Source organism: Streptomyces sp. JK94 (assembly GCF_053613315.1).
Genome location: NZ_JBSICH010000001.1, coordinates 117,825 through 136,412 on the forward strand (window position 1 = coordinate 117,825; position 18,588 = coordinate 136,412).

The following is an 18,588-nucleotide window of genomic DNA, read 5'->3' on the forward strand; positions in this document are numbered from 1 at the left end:
AGCGGGCCGTGGTGAGGGGAACCGGCAGTTGCGGACCCCGGTCATCGGCAGCCGCCGGGTGGTCAGTGACCGGCCCCGCGTTCCTCCCGGATCCGGGTGACCACGCCGGCCACCGTCTGCCGGACCGCTTCGGTCTCCGTCAGGAAGTGCCAGTAGTCGGGGTGGCGGCCCTCCAGTGTGGTGATCGCCCGTTCCAGCCGGGCCACGGCGTCGTCCAGCGGGCGCGCGTGCCGGGGATCGGGGGTGTTGCGGCCCGCCATGGCCAGGCGCTGGGCGTCGCGGATCGCGAAGCGGGTGCGTTCGATCTCCTGCTCGGGGTCCTTCTGCACCGCGTTCAGCTGCCGCAGCCGGTCGCCGGCGGCGGAGACGGCCTCGTCGGTGGAGTTCAGCAGTGCCCGTACGGTGGAGAGCCGGGCGGTGGCGTCGGGCCAGCGCTGTTCGTCGCGGGCGGTCCGGGCCTCGGCCAGTTTCTGCTCGGCCTGCCGGACCGACTCGACGGCCTGGTCCGGCACGTGCTGGAGGTCCTGCCAGCAGGCGGCGGTGAATCTGCGCCGCAGCTCGCTCAACACCGGCTCGACCTGCTCGGTCCGGGTGGTCAGGGCTTGCGCGCGGGTGCGCAGGGAGACCAGCCGGCGGTCGATCTCGGCAGCGCGTTCGGGCAGCCGTTCGGCCTCGGCACGGACGGATTCCGCCTCTCGGGTGACCCGTTCGGCCCGTTCGAGGGTCTGGGGCACGCCGTGCTGTCCGGCGCCCTGGTTCAGCCGGGTCAGTTCCGGGCCGAGGGCGGCGAGGCGGGCGGCGAGGTCGTCCGCGCTCAGGCCCGAGCCCCGGGCGGCGTCCAGGGCGTTGGAGGCGGCGAGCAGGACCTGCCGGGCGCGTTCCACGGCGGGTGCCAGCCGGGCCAGTTGGGTCTCGGCCTTGCCGAGCAGGGGGCCGAGGCTGTCGGCGTAGCGGTCCAGTTCCTGCTTGACCCGGCCGAGCTCTTCCTTCGCGGCGGTCAGTTCGCCGCGGGCGCGGGAGGCGGTGGACGCCTCCAGGTCGTCGCGGTCCAGGTCATGGGCGTCGACGGCGTTGATGTACTGGTGGCTGACCTCGTCGATGCGACGGCCGAGTGCCTCGAAGTCGGTGACCGCCCGTCGGGCGGCGGGGGAGGCGTCGACGGCCGCGATCGTCTCTATCGAGATCCGCAGGTCCCGCTGCGCGGTGTCCAGCTCGTAGAAGGCGGCCGCCGCGTCGTCCTTCGCGGCCTGTGCCTCGGCCCGCTGGTTCTCGGCCCGTCCGCCGAACCACCGCCGGGTGCCGCCCCCGGCGAACGCGGCGGGCAGCGCGAGCGCCGCGAGGAGCGGCAGCCCCACGAGGGTGAGCGCGTCACGGACGGCGCCCGGCGCACGGTGTGGAGGGGCGGATGTACGGCGTCGGTGGGAGTGGTGCGGCGGGCGCTGGGCGCGCGGCACCATCGGCGAGTACGGCTGCGATGGTGTCGCCGTCACATCCCTCTCCCGTGTCGTCCGTCCTGCCCGGGTCCATTCTCCCACCCGGTAGGGACGAACACACGGGCCGGTCAGTTCGCGGTTCGGACCGTGACTTTGCCGTCCTGGGTCCGCGCGGTCACCACGTGGGAGCTGGCGTCGTCCCGGGGCACGCACACGTCGACCGATCCGTCGTCGCTCTCGGCGGACACCTTGTACGTGGCCGGGGGCAGGGCGACGGTCACGGAACCGTCGTCGCTTCGGGTCTCCACCCGGTCGGGGACGACCTCCAGGCCGAGGCGGACCGAGCCGTCCTTGGTGGACGCGTTCACCCGGCGGGAGGAGACGTCCGCCCGCAGCGATCCGTCGTCGCTGTGCATCTCCAGCGGCCCGGTGGAGTCGCTGACGCGTACGGACCCGTCCGCCGTACGCACGTCCAGTGCTTGCCGCAGGCCCCGCGCCCGCACGCTGCCGTCGTCGGTCTTCACCTTGACGGCGATGCCGCGCGGCACCTCGACGCGGTGTTCGGCCGCGCAGTCGGCGACCACGCCGGAACAGTGCATCCGCAGCACCAGCCGGTCGTCGTCCATGGTCCAGGTCACCTCGGGGTCCGAACCGACGGCGACCGACCCGGAGAACCACCGGGTGACCCGGATCTTCCCCACCGCGTGGTCGTCCGAGGCGACGATCTCCAGGGCGGAGTCGTCCGCGTCGACGGTGAGCGTGCGGCCCTGGAGGGGGAAGGACCGGTGTTCGGGGTCCTCGTCGTCGCCGGCGGAGGCGCACGCGCCGAGTCCCGTGACGAGAACGGCGACGGCACCGAGGACGGCGAACGCGCGAGCAGGAACGGTACGGGCGGCCATGATGATCTCCCCCTGGGACGGACGGCGCGGGCGCCGCGCCGAAGGCCCTTGCGGAGCGAGGGGCCCTTCTCGACGAGGCTCTTCGACCGTACGGAGCACGGGCTCGCGCGGGGATCCGGGCCACTACCGGATCGAGGGTGGGGTTAACCCCCGGACGGGCAACCGGGGGCCGGAACCGGGGCCGACGTGTTTGCGGGGCAGTGCCCCGGGCCATGTAGGCTGTCGACTCGTCCTGGGTGCGTAGCTCAGGGGTAGAGCGCCTGCCTTACAAGCAGGATGTCGGCGGTTCGAAACCGTCCGCGCCCACCGGGACCGACGCTGGTGCCGTCGGTGAGAAGGCCTCCGGAGAGCTTCCGGGGGCCTTTCGCGTGCCCCCGCCCGGCCCTCCCGGGCCGATGCCTCAGGCGTCCGCGGCCGGGGTCTGCCGGGGTGGGATCTCGTGCGCGCGCTTCAGCTCCGAGCGGGCGTCCACCCGGTCGGGGCCGGTGATCTGCGACCAGTAGCGGTGGGTGCTGACGAACACGGCGAGTTCACGCTCGCGCCGCCGGAGCTTCTCCATCTCGGCCTGCTCGTCCGCCGACCAGCCGGGGGAAGCCGGGCGCTCGACCTTGCGCCAGCCGTTGTCGTCGCTGAAACCGTCGAGTGGCTCGACGGACCAGGGAAGCCTCTTCAGCAGGGCCGACAGCTCGGCCCTGACCTGATGCAGTTCCTCCTGACCGGCGAGGAGGTCACTGGGGAAGTCATAGGTCGTAGCCACGCTCTAATGATACGCCTGTTCGATTTCGGGGCGCGCGTTCCGTCAGTGGTTCACACGAAAGGGTGGCCTCCGTGAACGACGCCGACTGTCAGACCCCTGACCTACCGTGAAGAGCATGGACGGCGTGGACGGGCGGACCGGGAGCAACGCGGAGCGGGTGTGCCTGGTCCCCTGGGCGGAGGGGGACCTGTGGCTGTTGCGCAGGACGAACAGCCCGGAGATGACGGCGCACCTGGGCGGACCGGAGAGCGAGGAGCGGCTCCTCGGCCGGCACCGGAGGTACACCGAGTTGCGGGCGGGGCGGATGTACCGGGTGGCACGGGTGGACGGCGGCGAGACCGTCGGGTCGATCGGACACCGGCGGCGGGTCTGGCGGGGCGCGGAGGTCTGGGAGGCCGGATGGGCGATGCTGCCGGAGTCCCGGAGGCGCGGGCTGGCCGCGAGGGCGGCCCGCGCGGTGGTGGACGTCGCTCGTGCGGCCGGCCCGCACCGGTATCTGCACGCGTTCCCGGGCGTCGGCCACGCCGCCTCCAACGCGGTCTGCCGCAGGGCCGGCTTCACCCTGCTCGGACAGGCCGACTTCGAGTATCCGAAGGGCCACCGGATCAGATCGAACGACTGGCGGGTGGACCTGGACAAGGGAGACTGACGTCATGTGCCGCAGCATCAGGACACTGCGCCCGCCCGTGCTGGCCGAGGAGGCCACCGAGGACGAGATCAGGGCCGCCGCCCTGCAGTACGTGCGCAAGGTCTCCGGGTTCCGTGCGCCGGCCGCGCACAACCGGGAGGTCTTCGAGCAGGCGGTGGAGGCCGTCACCGCGGCCACGGCCGCACTGCTGGACGGCCTGGAGGTGAGGGGAGCCGCCGGCGCCCGGCGGGCTTCGTGACACCCCGTTCCCACGCGCGTGACCCTCTGCGTGCGGTGACCACACGTGCCTGACCTCAGGTGCGTCCCACGCGGCTGTGCACCAGCGGGCGGCCGGGAGTCGGCAGGCGCCGCCGGTGGATGCTGCGGTGCGCCGGACGCTGCGGGCTCGCCGGGCGCCGGGGGTGCGCCGGCCGCGGTGGGGGCGCGCCGGACGCCGGGCCGACCCCGCCGACGCCGGGCCGTGAGGACCCGCGGGCACGGCGGGCACGGCGGGCACGGGAGGGCCTCGACAGGCCGAGCGCTCAGCCCGCCCGCTACGAGGCCTTCGTGGTCCGAGGCTGGCGGCGCATCAGGTACGCGGCCCCCGCCCCCGCGCCGAAGAGGGCGGCCAGCGACACCCCCGCCGCCAGCCAGGTCGCGCCCAGCCACTGGCCGCCGAAGTAGCCGAGGGCGACACTGTAGGCGGCCCAGGCCAGTCCGGCGAGGGCCGACCAGGGAAGGAACTCGCGGATCCTGCGGTGGGCGGTGCCGGCGACGAGCGAGACCACCGAGCGCCCGGCCGGGGCGAACCGGGCCAGTACGACAAGGGCGCCGCCCCCGCGGGCGAGCGCCCCGCCGAGACGTTCCTGCGCCGAGGCCAGCCGGCGGGAACGGGCGATCGCGCGGTCCAGGCGCGGACCGCCCCGCCAGGCGAGGCGGTAGACCGCCAGGTCGCCGAGGACCGAGGCGGTCGCCGCGCACAGCGTCAGGACCAGGATGTCGGGGACGTCCTGCGGGACCCGCCCCGCGGCCGCCGCGCCCGACCCCGCGGCCGCCGCGATCACCAGGACACCGCTCGGCAGGACCGGCAGAAAGATGTCGAGGAGTACGGAGACGGCCACCAGCGCATAGATCCATGGGCTGCTGACCAGCGAACCGATACTTCCGAGACTCTCGACCACCACAACTCCCGTTGATCCCCCGTGGGCCGGGCCATGCCGCGAGACGCGGGGACGGCAGGAGCGACCGATGACAGCCATACAGCGTACGCCGGGCGTGTGACAGACGGTTCACAGGGGGCTCGGGTCCTCGCCACGAGGTGTTCACCCGGGAGGGAGTCCGCCTCCCGGGTGAACGCTCCGCAGGGCGCCGCTCGGGGAGGTACTCGAACGGTCGGGCCCCGGCTGGGACGCGCTCCGGTTGGGACGCGCTCCGGTTCGGATCGGGTCCCGGCCGGGGGTCGGATCAGACCGCGACCGGGGCGCGGCTCCGGGGGACGGTTCAGACCGCGACCGGTGTCTGGCGTTCGGTGGCGGTCTGCCCCTGCCCGGACGCGCGCCGGGCGAGCAGCCGGTCCAGGCCGAAGGCGCCGGAGCCGGTGAAGGCCAGCAGCAGGAAGGCCCAGCAGAACATGGCCGAGGCCTCGCCGCCGTTCTCCATCGGCCACAGGGCGCCCGGCTGGTGGACCTTGAAGTAGGCGTAGGCCATGGAACCCGAGGAGACGATCGCGGCGGCGCGGGTGCCGAGGCCGAGCAGTACGAGACCGCCGCCGACCAGCTGGATGACGGCCGCGTACCAGCCCGGCCAGGTGCCGGCGTCGATCGTGCCGCCGGTGCCGGACGCACCGCCGAGCACGCCGAAGAGGGAGGCGGCGCCGTGGCAGGCGAAGAGCAGGCCGACGACTATGCGGAACAGGCCGAGGGCATAGGGCTGGGCGCTGTCGAGGCGTCCGGACATGTGGGGGGTGCTCCTTCGGTCGGGCCGGCGTTGGGGAGGCCGGTGGGGGACGGAACCGAGTGGGCTGCCCACGTTAGGTGAGCCTAATGAGTACTTGCAAGTTCAACATTAGGCCATGGCGTGACGTGCAGTCAGGCCCCCGTGGTGGTCGGTACCACAGGTGGGAGCGCTCCCACGCATGAGGCGGGGCCTGCCGGCATGACTTGTTTCCTACCCGGCGCCGCCCCGACCGGCTCCCGCCCCTGCCCGCCGCGCGCCTGCCCGTCTCCGCCCCCGCCTCCCCGACCGGCTCCCGCCCCTGCTTGCCGCGCGCCTGCCCGTCTCTGCCCCCACCCCGCGCCCGCTCACCCCGCCCCCGCCCCGCGTCGGCGCCTACGTCAGCTCCCGCTCCGTGATCACCCGCAGTCCGGTCGTCCCGCCGCCTTCCGTCCGGGCCTGTTCCAGCCGCAGCCGGGCCGAGCGCGCCCGCAGCGTCAGCGTCATGATCTGGTTGCCGAACCAGGGGCCGCCGGTCTTGCGCCAGCCGACCGCGGGCGGCGCGCAGCGTCCGTGGCGGGCGATGCGCCGGCCGAGGGCACGTGCCGGGGCGCTCCAGCCGAAGCGGAAGCCGAGGCGGATCGAGAGCGGCACCGAGTTGTGCACGGGGGAGCAGGTCAGCTGCACCACCCGGGCGTCGGGCGTGCGCCCCGGCCAGGACGGCTCGGCCACGTAGGCGTGGTGCACGTCGCCCGACAGTACGCTCACGGTCGCGGGCGCCCCCGGCCCCGTGCCCACCTCGGCGAGCAGGTCCGCGAGGGCGTCGAAGGAGGACGGGAAGGCCGACCAGTGCTCCAGGTCGGCCCCGCGCCTGATCTTCTCGCCGCGCCGGGCCCAGCGCGCACCCCGTTCGCCGCCGCACATCGCCGCGTTCCAGGCCTCCACGTCGTGCACCAGGTGGGGGAGCAGCCAGGGCAGGGAGGTGCCGATGAGGAGATGGTCGTAGGAGTCCCGTTCGTCCATGACCTGCTCGCGCAGCCAGGCGGCCTCGCCCGGGTCGAGCATCGTGCGGTTGTCCTCCTCCAGGACGCGGGCCGCGCGGGAGTCCACCATCACCAGCCGGACGCGGCCGAAGTCGCGCCGGTAGCTCCAGCGGACGGTGGTCGGTTCGGCGTCGGCCCGCGCGGCGAACTCGCGCAGGGCGTCGGTGCCGTCGGGGCTCTCGCGGACGGCCGCGTAGAGGGGGTCGGCGGCCAGTTCGTCGGGGGACAGGTTGCCGAGCTGCTGGTACACCCAGTAGGACATCAGCCCGCTCAGCAGCCGGTCGCGCCACCAGTCCGTGGCCCGCATGTCGTCGAGCCAGGCGGCGGAGGTGTTCCAGTCGTCGATGACGTCGTGGTCGTCGAAGATCATGCAGCTGGGCACGGTGGACAGCAGCCAGCGCACCGCGGGGTCGAGCCAGGACTCGTAGTAGAGGCGGGTGTACTCCTCGTAGTCCGCGATCTGGTCGCCCGGAGGCTCCTCAAGGCTGCGGCGGGCGGCGATCCACTGGCGCGTGGCGTCGGAGACCTCGTCGGCGTAGACCTGGTCGCCGAGCAGCAGCAGGACGTCGGGCCGCGCGCCCTGCGGGTCGGCGGCGATGCGGGCGGACAGGGTGTCGAGCGCGTCCGGGCCCACCGGGTCCTTCTCGCCGGCCGGGGGCGCGGCCCAGCGGCAGGAGCCGAAGGTGACGCGCAGGCCCCGGTCCACCGGTGACGTGGCGATCACCGAGGGCGGGAAGTCCGAGTCGGGCAGCGGCCACACGCGCGTGTCGTCGAGGAACACCTCGTACTCCGTCGCCGTGCCCGGTGTCAGGCCGCTCACCGGGACCAGGGCGTAGTGGTGGCCGGCGATGCGGAAGGTGCGGGCCGTGCCCCGGGCGCCGTCGGCGCAGCGGACCTCGGCGGTGCAGGGCTGGTTCGTCTCGACCCAGACGGTCGCGCACGAACCGTCGGTGTACCTCAGCAGTGGTCCCAGGCACAGTCCGGCCATGGTGGTCCTCTCCTCCGTCGCCCCGAACGGTACGGAACGACGGAGGCCGAGGGGGAGGCTCCGCGCCGATCGCGTGGTGGACGGGGCGTCAGCAGTTCGCGAGCTGGCTCTGCAGGGCGGACTTCTCGGCGCTGTCGACCGAGAGGTCGTAGTAGTACTTCACCTGTACCCAGGCACGGACGTATGTGCAGCGGTAGGCCGTGCGCGAGGGCATCCAGGTGGCCGGGTCCTGGTCGCCCTTGGCCTGGTTGACGTTGTCGGTGACCGCGAGGAGCTGGGGGCGGGTCAGGTCGTTGGCGAAGGACTGGCGCCGGGAGGTGGTCCAGGAGCCGGCACCCGAGTCCCAGGCCTCGGCGAGCGGGACGAGGTGGTCGATGTCGACGTCCGAGGCGGCGGACCAGGTGGCACCGTCGTAGGGGGAGTACCAACTGCCGCTGGTGGAGGCGCAGGAGGAGTCGGTGACGACGCCCGAGCCGTCGCGCTTGAGGACGGTCTCGCGGGTGTTGCAGGTGCCGGACTGCGTGATCCAGTGCGGGAAGAGATCGCGGTTGTACCCGGTGCGGCTCTCGGCCTTGACGGTGAGGGAGGCGAGGTAGCCGCGGGCGGTGGCGGCGCTGACCGGGGTGGGGAGGGCGGCGGAGGCGGCCGGGCCGTTGAGGAGCCCGGCGGAGGCTATGAGTCCGGTGAACGCGGCGAGGAAACCGAGCCGTCGACGCGCGTAGAACTTCGGCATGCGAACTCCCTTGAGTCCTGAGGGTTTTGGGACGCGGGCAGGGGAATGCTCGCGACGCCGCATGGCGCACAGGTGTGCGGTCGGTAAGAAGTTAATGACGTGTGCATGGCACGTCTACGGATGTGACGCGACTCGTGACGGAGCGCCCCGGGACCTTCGCCCCTCGGCCCCGTCCGCGGGGTCGCGTACTATGGACGGCGCAGAAGGGGAGTAGCTCTTCGCCGGACCGTCGACATACTGCTCAGCTCGTCTGAGCCGGCGCCCGGAGGCAGGCCTCGCACGCGGGGCCGGCCAGCGAGACCTTCGGCAAGCAGTGCACGCCCGTGCCGTACGGCGGGGGCGACCGTGTGCTGCCGTGCCGAGGTGTCCGCAGCGCAGGACCAGCACTCTCGGCGGGGCGGCCCCGACCGATAGAGGACCTCTTGATCAGCCTGACCGTGACGGCCGTCGTGTTCGGCGTCGTCTTCCTCGCCGAACTGCCGGACAAGACCGCGCTCGCCGGCCTCGTCCTGGGCACCCGCTACCGGGCCTCGTACGTCTTCGCCGGCGTGGCCGCCGCGTTCGCGCTGCACGTCGTGCTCGCGGTGGCGGCCGGCAGTGTGCTGACCCTGCTGCCGCAGCAGATCGTGCACGCCCTGACCGGAGTGCTGTTCCTCGGCGGCGCCGCCGTGCTGCTGATGAAGAAGGGCGACGAGGACGAGGAGATCCGCAAGCCGGAGGACCAGTCCTTCTGGAAGGTCTCCGGGGCGGGCTTCATGCTCATCCTGGTCGCCGAGTTCGGTGACCTCACGCAGATCATGACGGCGAACCTCGCGGCCCGCTACGACGACCCGCTCTCCGTCGGCCTCGGCGCCGTGCTCGCGCTGTGGGCGGTGGCCGGGCTCGGCATCGTCGGCGGAAAGGCCCTGATGAAGCGGGTGCCGCTGGCGCTGATCACGAAGTTCGCGGCGCTGCTCATGCTGGGTCTCGGCGTGTGGAGCCTGTGGGAGGCCGTCACCGGCTGAGCGCCGGCCCGCGGGCCGGCGTGCGGGGCGGGTGGCGTGCGCGGCGAACGGTGGGTGAACGTTCGGGCGGGGCGGTGGCGCGATGCCCGCTCCGTTTTGTACCGTGGATGAACAAAGTGGTTCCCGCCTGTTCTCCCTGACCGGCGGGCGGGGCCACCTTGTTTCCTCCCGCGCGCCTTGGAGTCTGCCGATGTCGGCCACCGCCACCACCGTTCTCACCGCACGTGCCCTGCTCCTGGACATGGACGGCACCCTCGTCAACTCGGACGCCGCCGTGGAGCGCGTCTGGCGGCGCTGGGCCGACCGGCACGGACTGGACGGCGACGAGGTCATGAAGGTCGTGCACGGCCGGCAGGGCTACGCCTCGATGGCGCTGCTGCTGCCGGACCGGCCCATGGAGCAGAATCACGCCGACAACGCGCGCATGCTCGCCGAGGAGACCGCCGACACCGAGGGCGTCGTCGCGATCCCCGGCGCGGCGGAGTTCCTCGCCTCGCTGCACGGGCTGCCGCACGCCCTGGTGACCTCGGCGGACGTGCCGCTGTCCACGGCGCGGATGGCCGCCGCCGGGCTCGCACGGCCGGACGTCCGGGTCACCGCGGAGTCGGTCGGCGCCAGCAAGCCCGACCCCGAGGGCTTCCTCAAGGGCGCCGCCGAACTGGGCGTCGACCCCGCGGACTGCATCGCCTTCGAGGACTCCGGCGCCGGCATCGCCGCCGCCCGCGCCGCCGGGATGCGGGTCGTCGGGGTCGGCCCGCGCGCCGGTCTCCACGGGCCGGACGTGGTGGTGGAGGACCTGACACGGGTGCGGGTGGAGGCCGGCGCGGGCGGGGCGCTGCGGCTGCACGTCGGCTGACGCCGTCTACCGCCGTCCGACGTCGCCTGCCGCGGGCGTCCCCGCGGTCCCGGTGCGGCGGCGGTTACGGCTTCGTGGCCGCTGCCTGCGCTTTCACGGGACAGGGGGCTCCGGCTCCCGTCCTGTTTCTATGTGTGCGGCCGGTGGCTACGGCCCCTGCTTTTTCTCGTGTGGCCGGCGGCCACGGCTCCTCATTCTTCGCGTGGCCGGTGACCACGGCTCCCGTGCCTTCCGCGTGGCCGGTGGCTACGGCTCCCGCGTCTCCGACTCCAGTTGGCGCCGGGTGCTGTTGCCGTAGACGCCGAGCTGGTCGGAACGGATGCCGCGCGACCACTGGTAGGTGCGGACCGAGTCCTCGACCTGCTGGGTGTAGGTGCCGTTGATCTCGCCCGTGTAGAGATACACCTGGGTCAGGCGCTGCTGGAGTTCGGCGACCTCGGGGCCGCTGTCGCCGCGGTCCAGCGTGGAGCCGCGGTCGCGGTCCCGGCCGTCGTCCTCGGGCTCCTGTGCCGGGTCGGCGGCCGGCGTGGTCGTCGCCGTGGTCTGCGTCGGCTCGGCCGACCGGGACGGCGTGGGGGAGGCACTCGATGCCGACGGGGACGGCGACGCCGACGGGCTTGCGCCGGGGGACGCGGAGGCGGAGGGGGACGGGGACGCGGACGCGGACGCCTGCGGGGTGGCCGTGGGGCTGGGCTCGGAGGCCGTGGACGCCTCGCTGGCCGACGGGGCCGGCACACTGGCCCGGACTTCGTCGAGCAGCGCCCCGTCCCGCGAGGGCGTCTCGTACGAGAACAGCCCGCTCGCGAACCCGGCGGCTCCCACCACGACCACGACCGCTCCGACGGCACTGAGCACTACGCCCCGACGCGGCCTGCGCGGCGGACGCCCTCCGGGTCCGCCTGTGCCGCCGGAGTTACCTGTGCCGCCCCGTGTACCGCGTCCCGCCGGTCCGGAGAGGGCGGCGGGCGGGACGGCCCTGGTGGCCGAGGGCTCGAACAGGCGCAGGTCGTGTGCGCTGGGCACATCGGCCGAGGGCGCCAGCGGGGTGGGCAGTACGGAGGTCGCGTCCGTGCCCGCGCCGGGTGGTCCGGCGCCGACGGCGCGCAGCGTCATGGTGGCGTCCGGGTCCGGCGAGGGCGCCGTGCCGGGCGGAACGGGGCGTGCCGCGGACGCCGGTGCCGGGGCGGCGGGCGCGCCGGGCGGAGGGGGCGCGGACGCGGGTGTCTCCATCCCGGCGGTCCGCGTCCCGTTCGGGGGCGTCGCCGGTGCGGCCGCCCCGGCCTGTGACGAGGGGCGCTCCGCCCCGGGGCCTCCGCCCACGGGTCCTCCGGCGGCTACGGGACCTTCGGCCGCGTGACCTCCGCCCCCGGGTCCTCCGCCCACGGGGCCTCCGCCCACGGGTCCTCCGCCCACGGGTCCTCCGGCGGCTGCCGGACCTTCGGTCGCGTGACCTCCGCCCACGGGTTCTGCGGCCCCGGACTCTCCCGTCCCGGGCGCTCCAGCCCCAGGCGCTCCAGCCGGCGCCGATCCAGTCCCCGGCTCTCCGGCCCCAGACCTACCGCCCCCGGCGTCCGGCGTCCCCCCGGTGTCCGGCGTCCCCCCGGGGCCGTTCAGCTCCACGTACGGCCGTATGCGCAGTGGGTCGAAGTCCTCCGCGGCGGCCGCCTGGGCCGTGCGTGCTTCGCGCAGGGCGTCGGACGCCCGCGATCCACAGGCGCAGGAAGGTGTGTTGTCCGCCTTCCTGGGCGTTCCGCACTCCGGGCACGAGTGGCCCGTGGCCGGCTCCCGCGGCCCCTGCGGCGGCTCTTTCTGCTGTTCCACGCGTTCGTCCCTCCCCTCGCGACTCCCCTCGCGAACTCCAGAGATTATGCAGATCTTCTCCGCGTGCCCGCGCGCACGCCCCCCGGAATACTGGATTCCGCAGGACTGATCCGACCCAGGCCGGTCACACCGACCAGGAGGGAAGGTGCGTGCCGGCTCCCGTGAAACACCGGGACACCGGGACACAGCGAGATGTTTCTGGAGGTCTTCATGGCCGGAGATGTGCGCGAGGTGACGGACCCGGTGCGGCCCGGGGAGCAGGGGGAGGGGCGGGAGCAGGTCTCCAGCGGTGTTCTCGTCTCGATCGGAGCCCTGCTCCTCGGCATGCTGCTCGCCGCCCTCGACCAGACCATCGTGTCGACGGCCCTGCCCACCATCGTCAGCGACCTGGGCGGACTGGAGCATCTGTCCTGGGTGGTCACCGCGTACCTGCTGGCCGCGACCGCCGCGACGCCGCTGTGGGGCAAACTCGGCGACCAGTACGGGCGGAAGAAGCTGTTCCAGGCGGCGATCGTGATCTTCCTGGTCGGGTCCGCGCTGTGCGGCGTCGCGCAGAGCATGCCGGAGCTGATCGCGTTCCGGGCCCTGCAGGGGCTGGGCGGCGGCGGACTGATGGTGCTGTCGATGGCGATCGTCGGCGACCTGGTCTCCCCTCGTGAACGCGGCCGCTACCAGGGGCTGTTCGGCGCGGTGTTCGGCGCGACCAGTGTCCTCGGGCCGCTGCTCGGCGGGGTCTTCACCGAGCACCTGAGCTGGCGCTGGGTCTTCTACATCAACCTGCCCGTCGGCCTCGTCGCGCTCGCCGTGATCGCTGCGGTCCTGCACATCCCGCGCCGTACCACCCGGCACGTCATCGACTACCTCGGCACCCTCCTCATCGCCTCCGTCGCCACCTGCCTGGTGCTGGTGGCCTCGCTCGGCGGCACGACCTGGGCCTGGGCGTCGCCGCAGATCATCGGCCTGGCGGTGCTGGGAGCCGTCCTGACCGCCGCCTTCGTGGCCGTGGAGCGCAGGGCGGCCGAGCCGGTCCTGCCCCTCAAGCTCTTCCGCGTCCGCACCTTCACGCTCTCCGCCGTCATCAGTTTCGTCGTCGGTTTCGCGATGTTCGGGGCGATGACCTATCTGCCGACGTTCCTCCAGGTGGTGCAGGGTGTCACCCCGACCATGTCCGGTGTGCACATGCTGCCGATGGTGATCGGCCTGCTGCTGTCCTCCACCGTGTCCGGGCAGATCGTCAGCCGCACCGGCCGCTGGAAGGTGTTCCCGGTCGCGGGCACCGCCGTCACCGCCCTCGGCCTGCTCCTGCTGCACCAGCTCGACGAGAACAGCGCGACCGCCGAGATGAGCGCCTACTTCCTCGTCTTCGGCCTGGGGCTCGGTCTGGTGATGCAGGTCCTCGTCCTCATCGTGCAGAACGCCGTGCCGTACGAGGACCTGGGCGTCGCCACCTCCGGTGCGACCTTCTTCCGCTCCATCGGCGCGTCCTTCGGCGTCGCGGTCTTCGGCACGATCTTCGCGTCCCGCCTCGGCAGCGAGCTGACGGGCGCCTTCCGGGGCACCGTGCTCCCGCCCGGCGTCACCGTGGACGGCCTGAAGGCCGACCCGCGCGGCATCGGCGCCCTGCCCCCGGCGCTGCGCCCCGAGGCGCTGCAGGCCTACGCCACCGCCATTACCGACGTCTTCCTGTACGCCGCCCCCGTCGCCCTGCTCGGCTTCGTACTGGCCTGGTTCCTGAAGGAGGACCGGCTGCGCGGCTCGGTCACGGCACCGGACGGCACGCAGACCCTCGCCAGCAACCCGGTGGAACGCTCCTCGCACGACGAGGTGTGCCGTGCGCTGTCGGTGCTCGGCACCCGGGAGGGCCGCCGGGAGATCTACCGCGGGATCACCAGCCGGGCGGGGTACGACCTGCTGCCGGCGTCGAGCTGGATGCTGCTGCGGGTCAGGAGGTACGGCCGGGTCGAGCCGGCCCTCCTCGCCGAGCGCAGCCCCGTCCCCCTGGCCGCCGTCATGGCCGCCGCCCGCCAGGTGGAGGAGCGGCACCTGGCCGCCCGGGTGGGCCCCGACCTGGTCCTCACCGACCGGGGGCGCGAGGTCGCGGAGCGGTTGGCGCGGGCCCGGGAGGATTCCCTGGCCGAACTGCTCGGCGACTGGTGGGGCCCGGACCGCCCGACCGACCTGGTGCACCTGGTGAAGGAGCTGACCGGCGAACTCTGCGGCTCGGAACGCGAGCGCCCGCACGACCGGCGCCCGACCGCGGAGGCCGGCTGAGCCGACCGTACGCCCGCCCGCGCGGGCGGGCGGTGCCGGAGTGCGCGGCGATCTCCCGCTCCAGCCCGACGGGGTCGGTGGGCCGCCCCTCGTGCAGCAGGTACCAGCGGTCGCTGACCTCCGTGTAGTAGGCCCGCCACAGGGCGGCGGCCACGGGGGAGCCGAACGGTTCGGCGGCGACGGTCCAGGTCATGACCGGCATGGTCGGGGCGGGACCGGCCCGCGGCGCAAGCGTATTTTCCCACCGACGCGCCGCCGGCGCCTCCCGTGCGCTGTTTGAGCGGGCAGTTGAAGGCAACACGAACAGCGAACCGGCCCGTTCGGAGAGCCGGTAAGGGCCGAGAACCCGGAAGGCACTCATGTCCACAGGCGTGATCATCGCTTTGATCGTGATCGTGGCGGCCGTGCTCGTCGTCGCGGCCGTACTGGCCCTGCGCGCACGGGGCCCCCAGCACGGCGGAAGCCTGAAGCGGCGCTTCGGGCCCGAGTACGACCGGGCCGTGGCCCGGCACGACGGTGACACCAAGGCCGCCGAGCGCGAGCTCGCCGAGCGTGTGGAACGGCACGGTTCGCTGCACGAGAGGCCGCTGGAGCCCGCCGAGCGCGAGCGTTTCGAGGCGCGCTGGACCGCGGCCCAGGAGCGCTTCGTCGACTCCCCGCGCGAGGCGGTCGCCGAGGCGGACCAGCTGCTCGCAGAGGTGGCCGGCGCCCGGGGCTTCCCGGACGGCGGGCAGTACGAGGAGCAGCTCGCGGCGCTGTCCGTGCACCACGCCCACCATGTCGACGGCTACCGGCGCGTGCACCGTGTGACGCACGCGCGGGTGGACGGCGCGCAGGACAGCGGCGCGGGTACGGAGGAGATGCGCGAGTCCATGGTCGCGGCCCGCGCGCTGTTCGAGGACCTGGTCCACTCGTCCTCCCGCCACGACGGCGGCCGGCAGCGCGCCGGAGCCGATGACGACGGCCGCGCGCCGGCCACCCGCGCGCACCACTCCTGGTCGTTCAGCAAGCGCCAGCCGAAGGAGAGCTGAGAAACATGTCCGATGTGACCCGGCACGACGGCATCCCCGGCGAGCGTGACGGCCGGACCGACGGCATACCCGTCGAGCGAGACGGGCGGACCGGTGACGCGCGGGGCGGGACGGCCCTGGGCACCAGCACCCCGCCGCGTGGGGCGACCCCGGTTCCCGGGGCCCGCGCCGACCGCGGAGCGGGCACCCGCGACGAGACCACCCCGGGTCTGCGGCCCGACGGCCCGGAGGGCACCGCCGCCCGGTCCGCGCACGAGGGCGGCGCGCTTCTCCCGCACGACGAACTGGACAAGTTCGGGCAGCGTCTCCAGCACGCGGTGGCCGGCTTCGTCGACGCGCCGCGCGCCTCCGTGGAGGAGGCCGACCGCGTCCTGGAGGAGATCACCGCCCGCTTCACGGAGGCCGTCACGCACCGCCGCCGGACCCTGCGCACCTCCTGGCACGACGCCGGCGGGGACGACCACGCGACGAGCACCGACACCGAACAGCTCCGCCTCGCCCTGCGGGACTACCGCGAGCTGGCGGACCGCCTGATGCACGTGTGACGCGCGGGCGTCACCGCTCCGCCCGGCGCTCCCGCCCCTGCCGTACGGCCTCTTCGACGTCGTAGGGCCTCAGACCCGGCGGGGGGCCGGGCGGCGGCGTGAACACGGCCGGGGGCAGTACGGAGAAGCCCTCGCGGGCCGTCGTCCGCTTGCCCCACCGCGCGGTCCGTCGCAGGTGCTGTCGACCGCGCTCGGGAGAGGGCTGCCCGTGCGTCGGGCAACCGGCGGGCCCGGTGCGCGCGTCCGCGTCGCCGATCCGCCGGCCGGCCCTCCCCGGGCTCGGCTTCGCTTAGTGCCGGACACCGCACCACCGGACGATTTATCATGCGGCGGCGACACGCCAAGGACGGACGTACGGACGTCTTGAGGTCTGCGAAGGAGCGCACGTGCTCGAACTCACCATGGCCGCCGTCACCGCGGCGGACGCGGGTGCCACGGCCGGTATGCAGATGGCCGAGGCGCCCAGCGAGCCGGGCGCGGTGCTGCGGGTGGGCCGGGACAAGTCCGCGTGCCGGCTCTCGACGCCGGACGACTGGCTGTTCGTCTCCCGGGTGCACCTGGAGTTCCGGTGCGGTGCCGACGGCACGTGGCAGCTGACCTGGCTGCGGGGTTCGCAGCAGGACCCCTCCTCGGAGGTCCGGCTCACCGTCGGCGGGTACGCGCAGGCCGTGGGCTACGGCGACACCGTGTGGCTGCCGAGGGGCGGCAGCGGCGAGATCGTCGTCCAGGACCGCGCGGAGCCGCGCAGTGTCAACGTCGGCTTCTACCACGAGGCGTAGACCGCGCGCGGTCTGGGCCGGGCTCGGGGCAGGCTCCGGCGGCGGGATCGCGCCCTCGACCGGTGCTTTCCGGGTAGCGCCTCTCGACCGGCGTCTTTCGGGCGTTTCCCCCGACCGGCGCCCTCCAGTCGGCGTCCTTCAGCCGGCGGCCTCCGGCCGGCGCCCCTCGACCGCCGGGGCCGAACCGGGCAGCGGGCGCCCGGCCGACTCCGACATGAACCACACCGCCACGCCGCCGACCACGGCCGCGGCCATCATGTAGTAGGCGGGCATCATCATGTCGCCCGTCGCCCCGATGAGCGCCGTCACCACCAGCGGCGTCGTCCCGCCGAACAGGGACACGGACACGTTGAAGCCGATCGACAGCGACCCGTACCGCACCCGCGTCGGGAACAGCGCCGGCAGCGCGGACGGCATCGACGCCGTGAAGCAGACCAGCAGCAGGCCCAGCGCGGCCATGCCGAGCCCCACCGCGAGCAGGCTGCCGTCGCGGATCAGCAGCAGCGCCGGGACGGACAGGAACAGGAAGCCCGCGCAGCCCGCGGCGATCACCGGCCGCCGCCCGACCCGGTCGGTCAGCGCGCCGGCGAACGGCTGGACGGCCATCATCAGCACCATCACGGCCAGCACGACCAGCAGTCCGTGCGTCTCGTCGTACTCCAGCTCGCTCGTCAGGTAGCTGGGCATGTACGACAGCAGCATGTAGTCGGTGACGTTGAAGACCAGCACCAGGCCGACGCAGAGGAGCAGGGCCTTCCACTGGCCGGTGACCATCTCCCGCAGCGGCACCTTGGGCCGGTCCGCCTCCGCCTTTCCCGCCTCGGCCGTGAACGCCGGCGTCTCCTCCAGCCGCATCCGCAGGTACAGCCCGACGATGCCCATCGGCCCCGCGATCAGGAACGGGACGCGCCAGCCCCACGACAGCAGGTCGCCGTCGGACAGCAGGGCCGTCATCAGCGTCACCAGCCCCGCACCGCCGATGTACCCGGCCAGCGTGCCGAACTCCAGCCAGCTCCCCAGGAATCCGCGCCGCTTGTCCGGCGCGTACTCGGCGATGAAGGTGGACGCGCCCGCGTACTCGCCCCCGGTGGAGAACCCCTGCACCAGCCGCGCGACCAGCAGCAGCACCGGTGCCCAGACGCCGATCGTCGCGTACGAGGGAATCAGTCCGATGGCGAACGTGCCCGCGGCCATCATGATCATCGTGAGGGCGAGTATCTTCTGCCGCCCCACCCGGTCACCGAGCGGGCCGAAGACCAGGCCGCCGAGCGGCCGGACCAGGAACGCCGCCGCGAAGGCGCCGAACGTGGCGAGGAGCTGGGCGGTCGGGCTGCCCGACGGGAAGAAGACCTTGCCGAGTGTCACGGCGATGTAGCTGTAGACGCCGAAGTCGAACCACTCCATCGCGTTACCGAGCGCCGCCGCCTTCACGGCGCGCCTGACGAGCGCGGGGTCGGTCACGGTGGCATTGGACCCGGGCCCGGACGCGGAGCCGGACCCGGACGAAGGGGCCGGGGGCGGTGCCGGCGGCGGGTTCGTGCGGGACGGATGAGCGGCGACGGGGGCAGCCGACAAGACTTCGCTCGCCTACTTTCGACGGGGACGGGGATGCCAGGACCCGCACGGCGGCGCTGTCGCCGGGCCGGAAAGAACCCGCGGCACTCGGCCACGGGCTGAAAAGCGACCATAGGCGTTGATGTGCCGTTTACGCCCGGTACGCTTTTCATTGCACACTGCATCGAAAAGGCGTGCACGCAGGCACATCCGTGCGCCGGGGCGCGCTCTTCTCCCGCATGACCTGTGATCCTTGTCGCTTCCACAGGACCCTCCACGGGACCCTCCACAGGACCTGCCCCAGGGCGCGTCCG

17 protein-coding genes, 1 tRNA gene and 1 pseudogene are annotated in these 18,588 nt (G+C 73.5%); 9 read left to right on the forward strand and 10 right to left on the reverse strand.

Annotated elements, in window-relative coordinates; translation table 11 throughout:
• Nucleotides 1-62 precede the first annotated feature (62 nt).
• Both ACVV2G_RS00545 and ACVV2G_RS00550 read right to left on the reverse strand, forming a co-directional pair.
• Nucleotides 63-1,490, reverse strand: coding sequence for a coiled-coil domain-containing protein (locus tag ACVV2G_RS00545; protein WP_453840533.1), 1,428 nt, complete (start codon nucleotides 1,488-1,490; stop codon nucleotides 63-65).
• Between the two features lie 71 nt (nucleotides 1,491-1,561).
• Nucleotides 1,562-2,332 (reverse strand): DUF4097 family beta strand repeat-containing protein, encoded by a 771-nt coding sequence (locus tag ACVV2G_RS00550; protein WP_453840534.1) that lies wholly within the window; start codon nucleotides 2,330-2,332, stop codon nucleotides 1,562-1,564.
• 234 nt (nucleotides 2,333-2,566) lie between these two features.
• On the opposite strand from ACVV2G_RS00550, the gene ACVV2G_RS00555 reads away from it, so the two are divergent.
• Nucleotides 2,567-2,638: transfer RNA gene (locus ACVV2G_RS00555), tRNA-Val, on the forward strand.
• A 94-nt stretch (nucleotides 2,639-2,732) separates the two neighbouring features.
• Here ACVV2G_RS00555 and ACVV2G_RS00560 read toward each other — a convergent pair.
• Nucleotides 2,733-3,089, reverse strand: coding sequence for a hypothetical protein (locus ACVV2G_RS00560; protein ID WP_453840535.1), 357 nt, complete (start codon nucleotides 3,087-3,089; stop codon nucleotides 2,733-2,735).
• A 115-nt stretch (nucleotides 3,090-3,204) separates the two neighbouring features.
• Here ACVV2G_RS00560 and ACVV2G_RS00565 point away from each other — a divergent pair, with 115 nt between their 5' ends.
• Nucleotides 3,205-3,738, forward strand: a complete 534-nt coding sequence (locus ACVV2G_RS00565; protein ID WP_453840536.1) for a GNAT family N-acetyltransferase — start codon at nucleotides 3,205-3,207, stop codon at nucleotides 3,736-3,738.
• A 4-nt stretch (nucleotides 3,739-3,742) separates the two neighbouring features.
• Entirely contained in the window at nucleotides 3,743-3,976 is a 234-nt protein-coding gene (locus ACVV2G_RS00570; protein WP_453840537.1) for a DUF2277 domain-containing protein, read from the forward strand.
• A gap of 295 nt (nucleotides 3,977-4,271) precedes the next feature.
• On the opposite strand, the gene ACVV2G_RS00575 is transcribed toward ACVV2G_RS00570, so the two are convergent.
• The 4 genes from ACVV2G_RS00575 to ACVV2G_RS00590 all read right to left on the reverse strand — a co-directional run bounded on the left by ACVV2G_RS00575 (nucleotide 4,272) and on the right by ACVV2G_RS00590 (nucleotide 8,413).
• On the reverse strand, nucleotides 4,272-4,898 hold the full coding sequence (locus ACVV2G_RS00575) for a DedA family protein (protein WP_453840538.1): 627 nt from the start codon (nucleotides 4,896-4,898) through the stop codon (nucleotides 4,272-4,274).
• A gap of 319 nt (nucleotides 4,899-5,217) precedes the next feature.
• On the reverse strand, nucleotides 5,218-5,673 hold the full coding sequence (locus tag ACVV2G_RS00580; protein ID WP_453840539.1) for a DoxX family protein: 456 nt from the start codon (nucleotides 5,671-5,673) through the stop codon (nucleotides 5,218-5,220).
• A gap of 372 nt (nucleotides 5,674-6,045) precedes the next feature.
• On the reverse strand, nucleotides 6,046-7,680 hold the full coding sequence (locus ACVV2G_RS00585) for an alkaline phosphatase D family protein (protein ID WP_453840540.1): 1,635 nt from the start codon (nucleotides 7,678-7,680) through the stop codon (nucleotides 6,046-6,048).
• 88 nt (nucleotides 7,681-7,768) lie between these two features.
• A complete protein-coding gene (locus ACVV2G_RS00590; protein ID WP_453840541.1) occupies nucleotides 7,769-8,413 on the reverse strand; it encodes an HNH endonuclease family protein in 645 nt (214 codons plus the stop codon).
• Nucleotides 8,414-8,835: 422 nt separating this feature from the next.
• Here ACVV2G_RS00590 and ACVV2G_RS00595 point away from each other — a divergent pair, with 422 nt between their 5' ends.
• On the forward strand, nucleotides 8,836-9,417 hold the full coding sequence (locus ACVV2G_RS00595; RefSeq protein ID WP_453840542.1) for a TMEM165/GDT1 family protein: 582 nt from the start codon (nucleotides 8,836-8,838) through the stop codon (nucleotides 9,415-9,417).
• 190 nt (nucleotides 9,418-9,607) lie between these two features.
• Complete coding sequence (locus ACVV2G_RS00600) at nucleotides 9,608-10,273, forward strand: HAD-IA family hydrolase (protein ID WP_453840543.1); 666 nt, start codon at nucleotides 9,608-9,610, stop codon at nucleotides 10,271-10,273.
• Nucleotides 10,274-10,519: 246 nt separating this feature from the next.
• On the opposite strand, the gene ACVV2G_RS00605 is transcribed toward ACVV2G_RS00600, so the two are convergent.
• On the reverse strand, nucleotides 10,520-11,503 hold the full coding sequence (locus tag ACVV2G_RS00605) for a peptidoglycan-binding domain-containing protein (protein WP_453840544.1): 984 nt from the start codon (nucleotides 11,501-11,503) through the stop codon (nucleotides 10,520-10,522).
• An 801-nt stretch (nucleotides 11,504-12,304) separates the two neighbouring features.
• Here ACVV2G_RS00605 and ACVV2G_RS00610 point away from each other — a divergent pair.
• Nucleotides 12,305-14,365: a DHA2 family efflux MFS transporter permease subunit gene (locus tag ACVV2G_RS00610; RefSeq protein WP_453840972.1), complete on the forward strand. Its 2,061-nt coding sequence runs from the start codon at nucleotides 12,305-12,307 to the stop codon at nucleotides 14,363-14,365.
• Here the strand turns inward: ACVV2G_RS00610 and ACVV2G_RS00615 are convergent.
• Nucleotides 14,319-14,558, reverse strand: a pseudogene (locus ACVV2G_RS00615) (GNAT family N-acetyltransferase); the annotation flags it as partial. The gene ACVV2G_RS00610 and the pseudogene ACVV2G_RS00615 sit on opposite strands and share 47 nt — an antisense overlap.
• Nucleotides 14,559-14,724: 166 nt before the next feature.
• Here ACVV2G_RS00615 and ACVV2G_RS00620 point away from each other — a divergent pair.
• From ACVV2G_RS00620 to ACVV2G_RS00630, 3 genes are all read left to right on the forward strand, one after another.
• Entirely contained in the window at nucleotides 14,725-15,396 is a 672-nt protein-coding gene (locus tag ACVV2G_RS00620) for a hypothetical protein (protein ID WP_453840545.1), read from the forward strand.
• 5 nt (nucleotides 15,397-15,401) lie between these two features.
• Nucleotides 15,402-15,941: a hypothetical protein gene (locus ACVV2G_RS00625; RefSeq protein ID WP_453840546.1), complete on the forward strand. Its 540-nt coding sequence runs from the start codon at nucleotides 15,402-15,404 to the stop codon at nucleotides 15,939-15,941.
• A 386-nt stretch (nucleotides 15,942-16,327) separates the two neighbouring features.
• Nucleotides 16,328-16,720, forward strand: coding sequence for a hypothetical protein (locus ACVV2G_RS00630; RefSeq protein WP_453840547.1), 393 nt, complete (start codon nucleotides 16,328-16,330; stop codon nucleotides 16,718-16,720).
• Between the two features lie 138 nt (nucleotides 16,721-16,858).
• Here the strand turns inward: ACVV2G_RS00630 and proP are convergent, their stop codons facing one another.
• Nucleotides 16,859-18,295 carry a glycine betaine/L-proline transporter ProP gene (proP, locus tag ACVV2G_RS00635; RefSeq protein ID WP_453840548.1) on the reverse strand — a complete coding sequence of 479 codons (1,437 nt, stop codon included), beginning with the start codon at nucleotides 18,293-18,295 and terminating at the stop codon, nucleotides 16,859-16,861.
• Nucleotides 18,296-18,588: the final 293 nt, after the last annotated feature.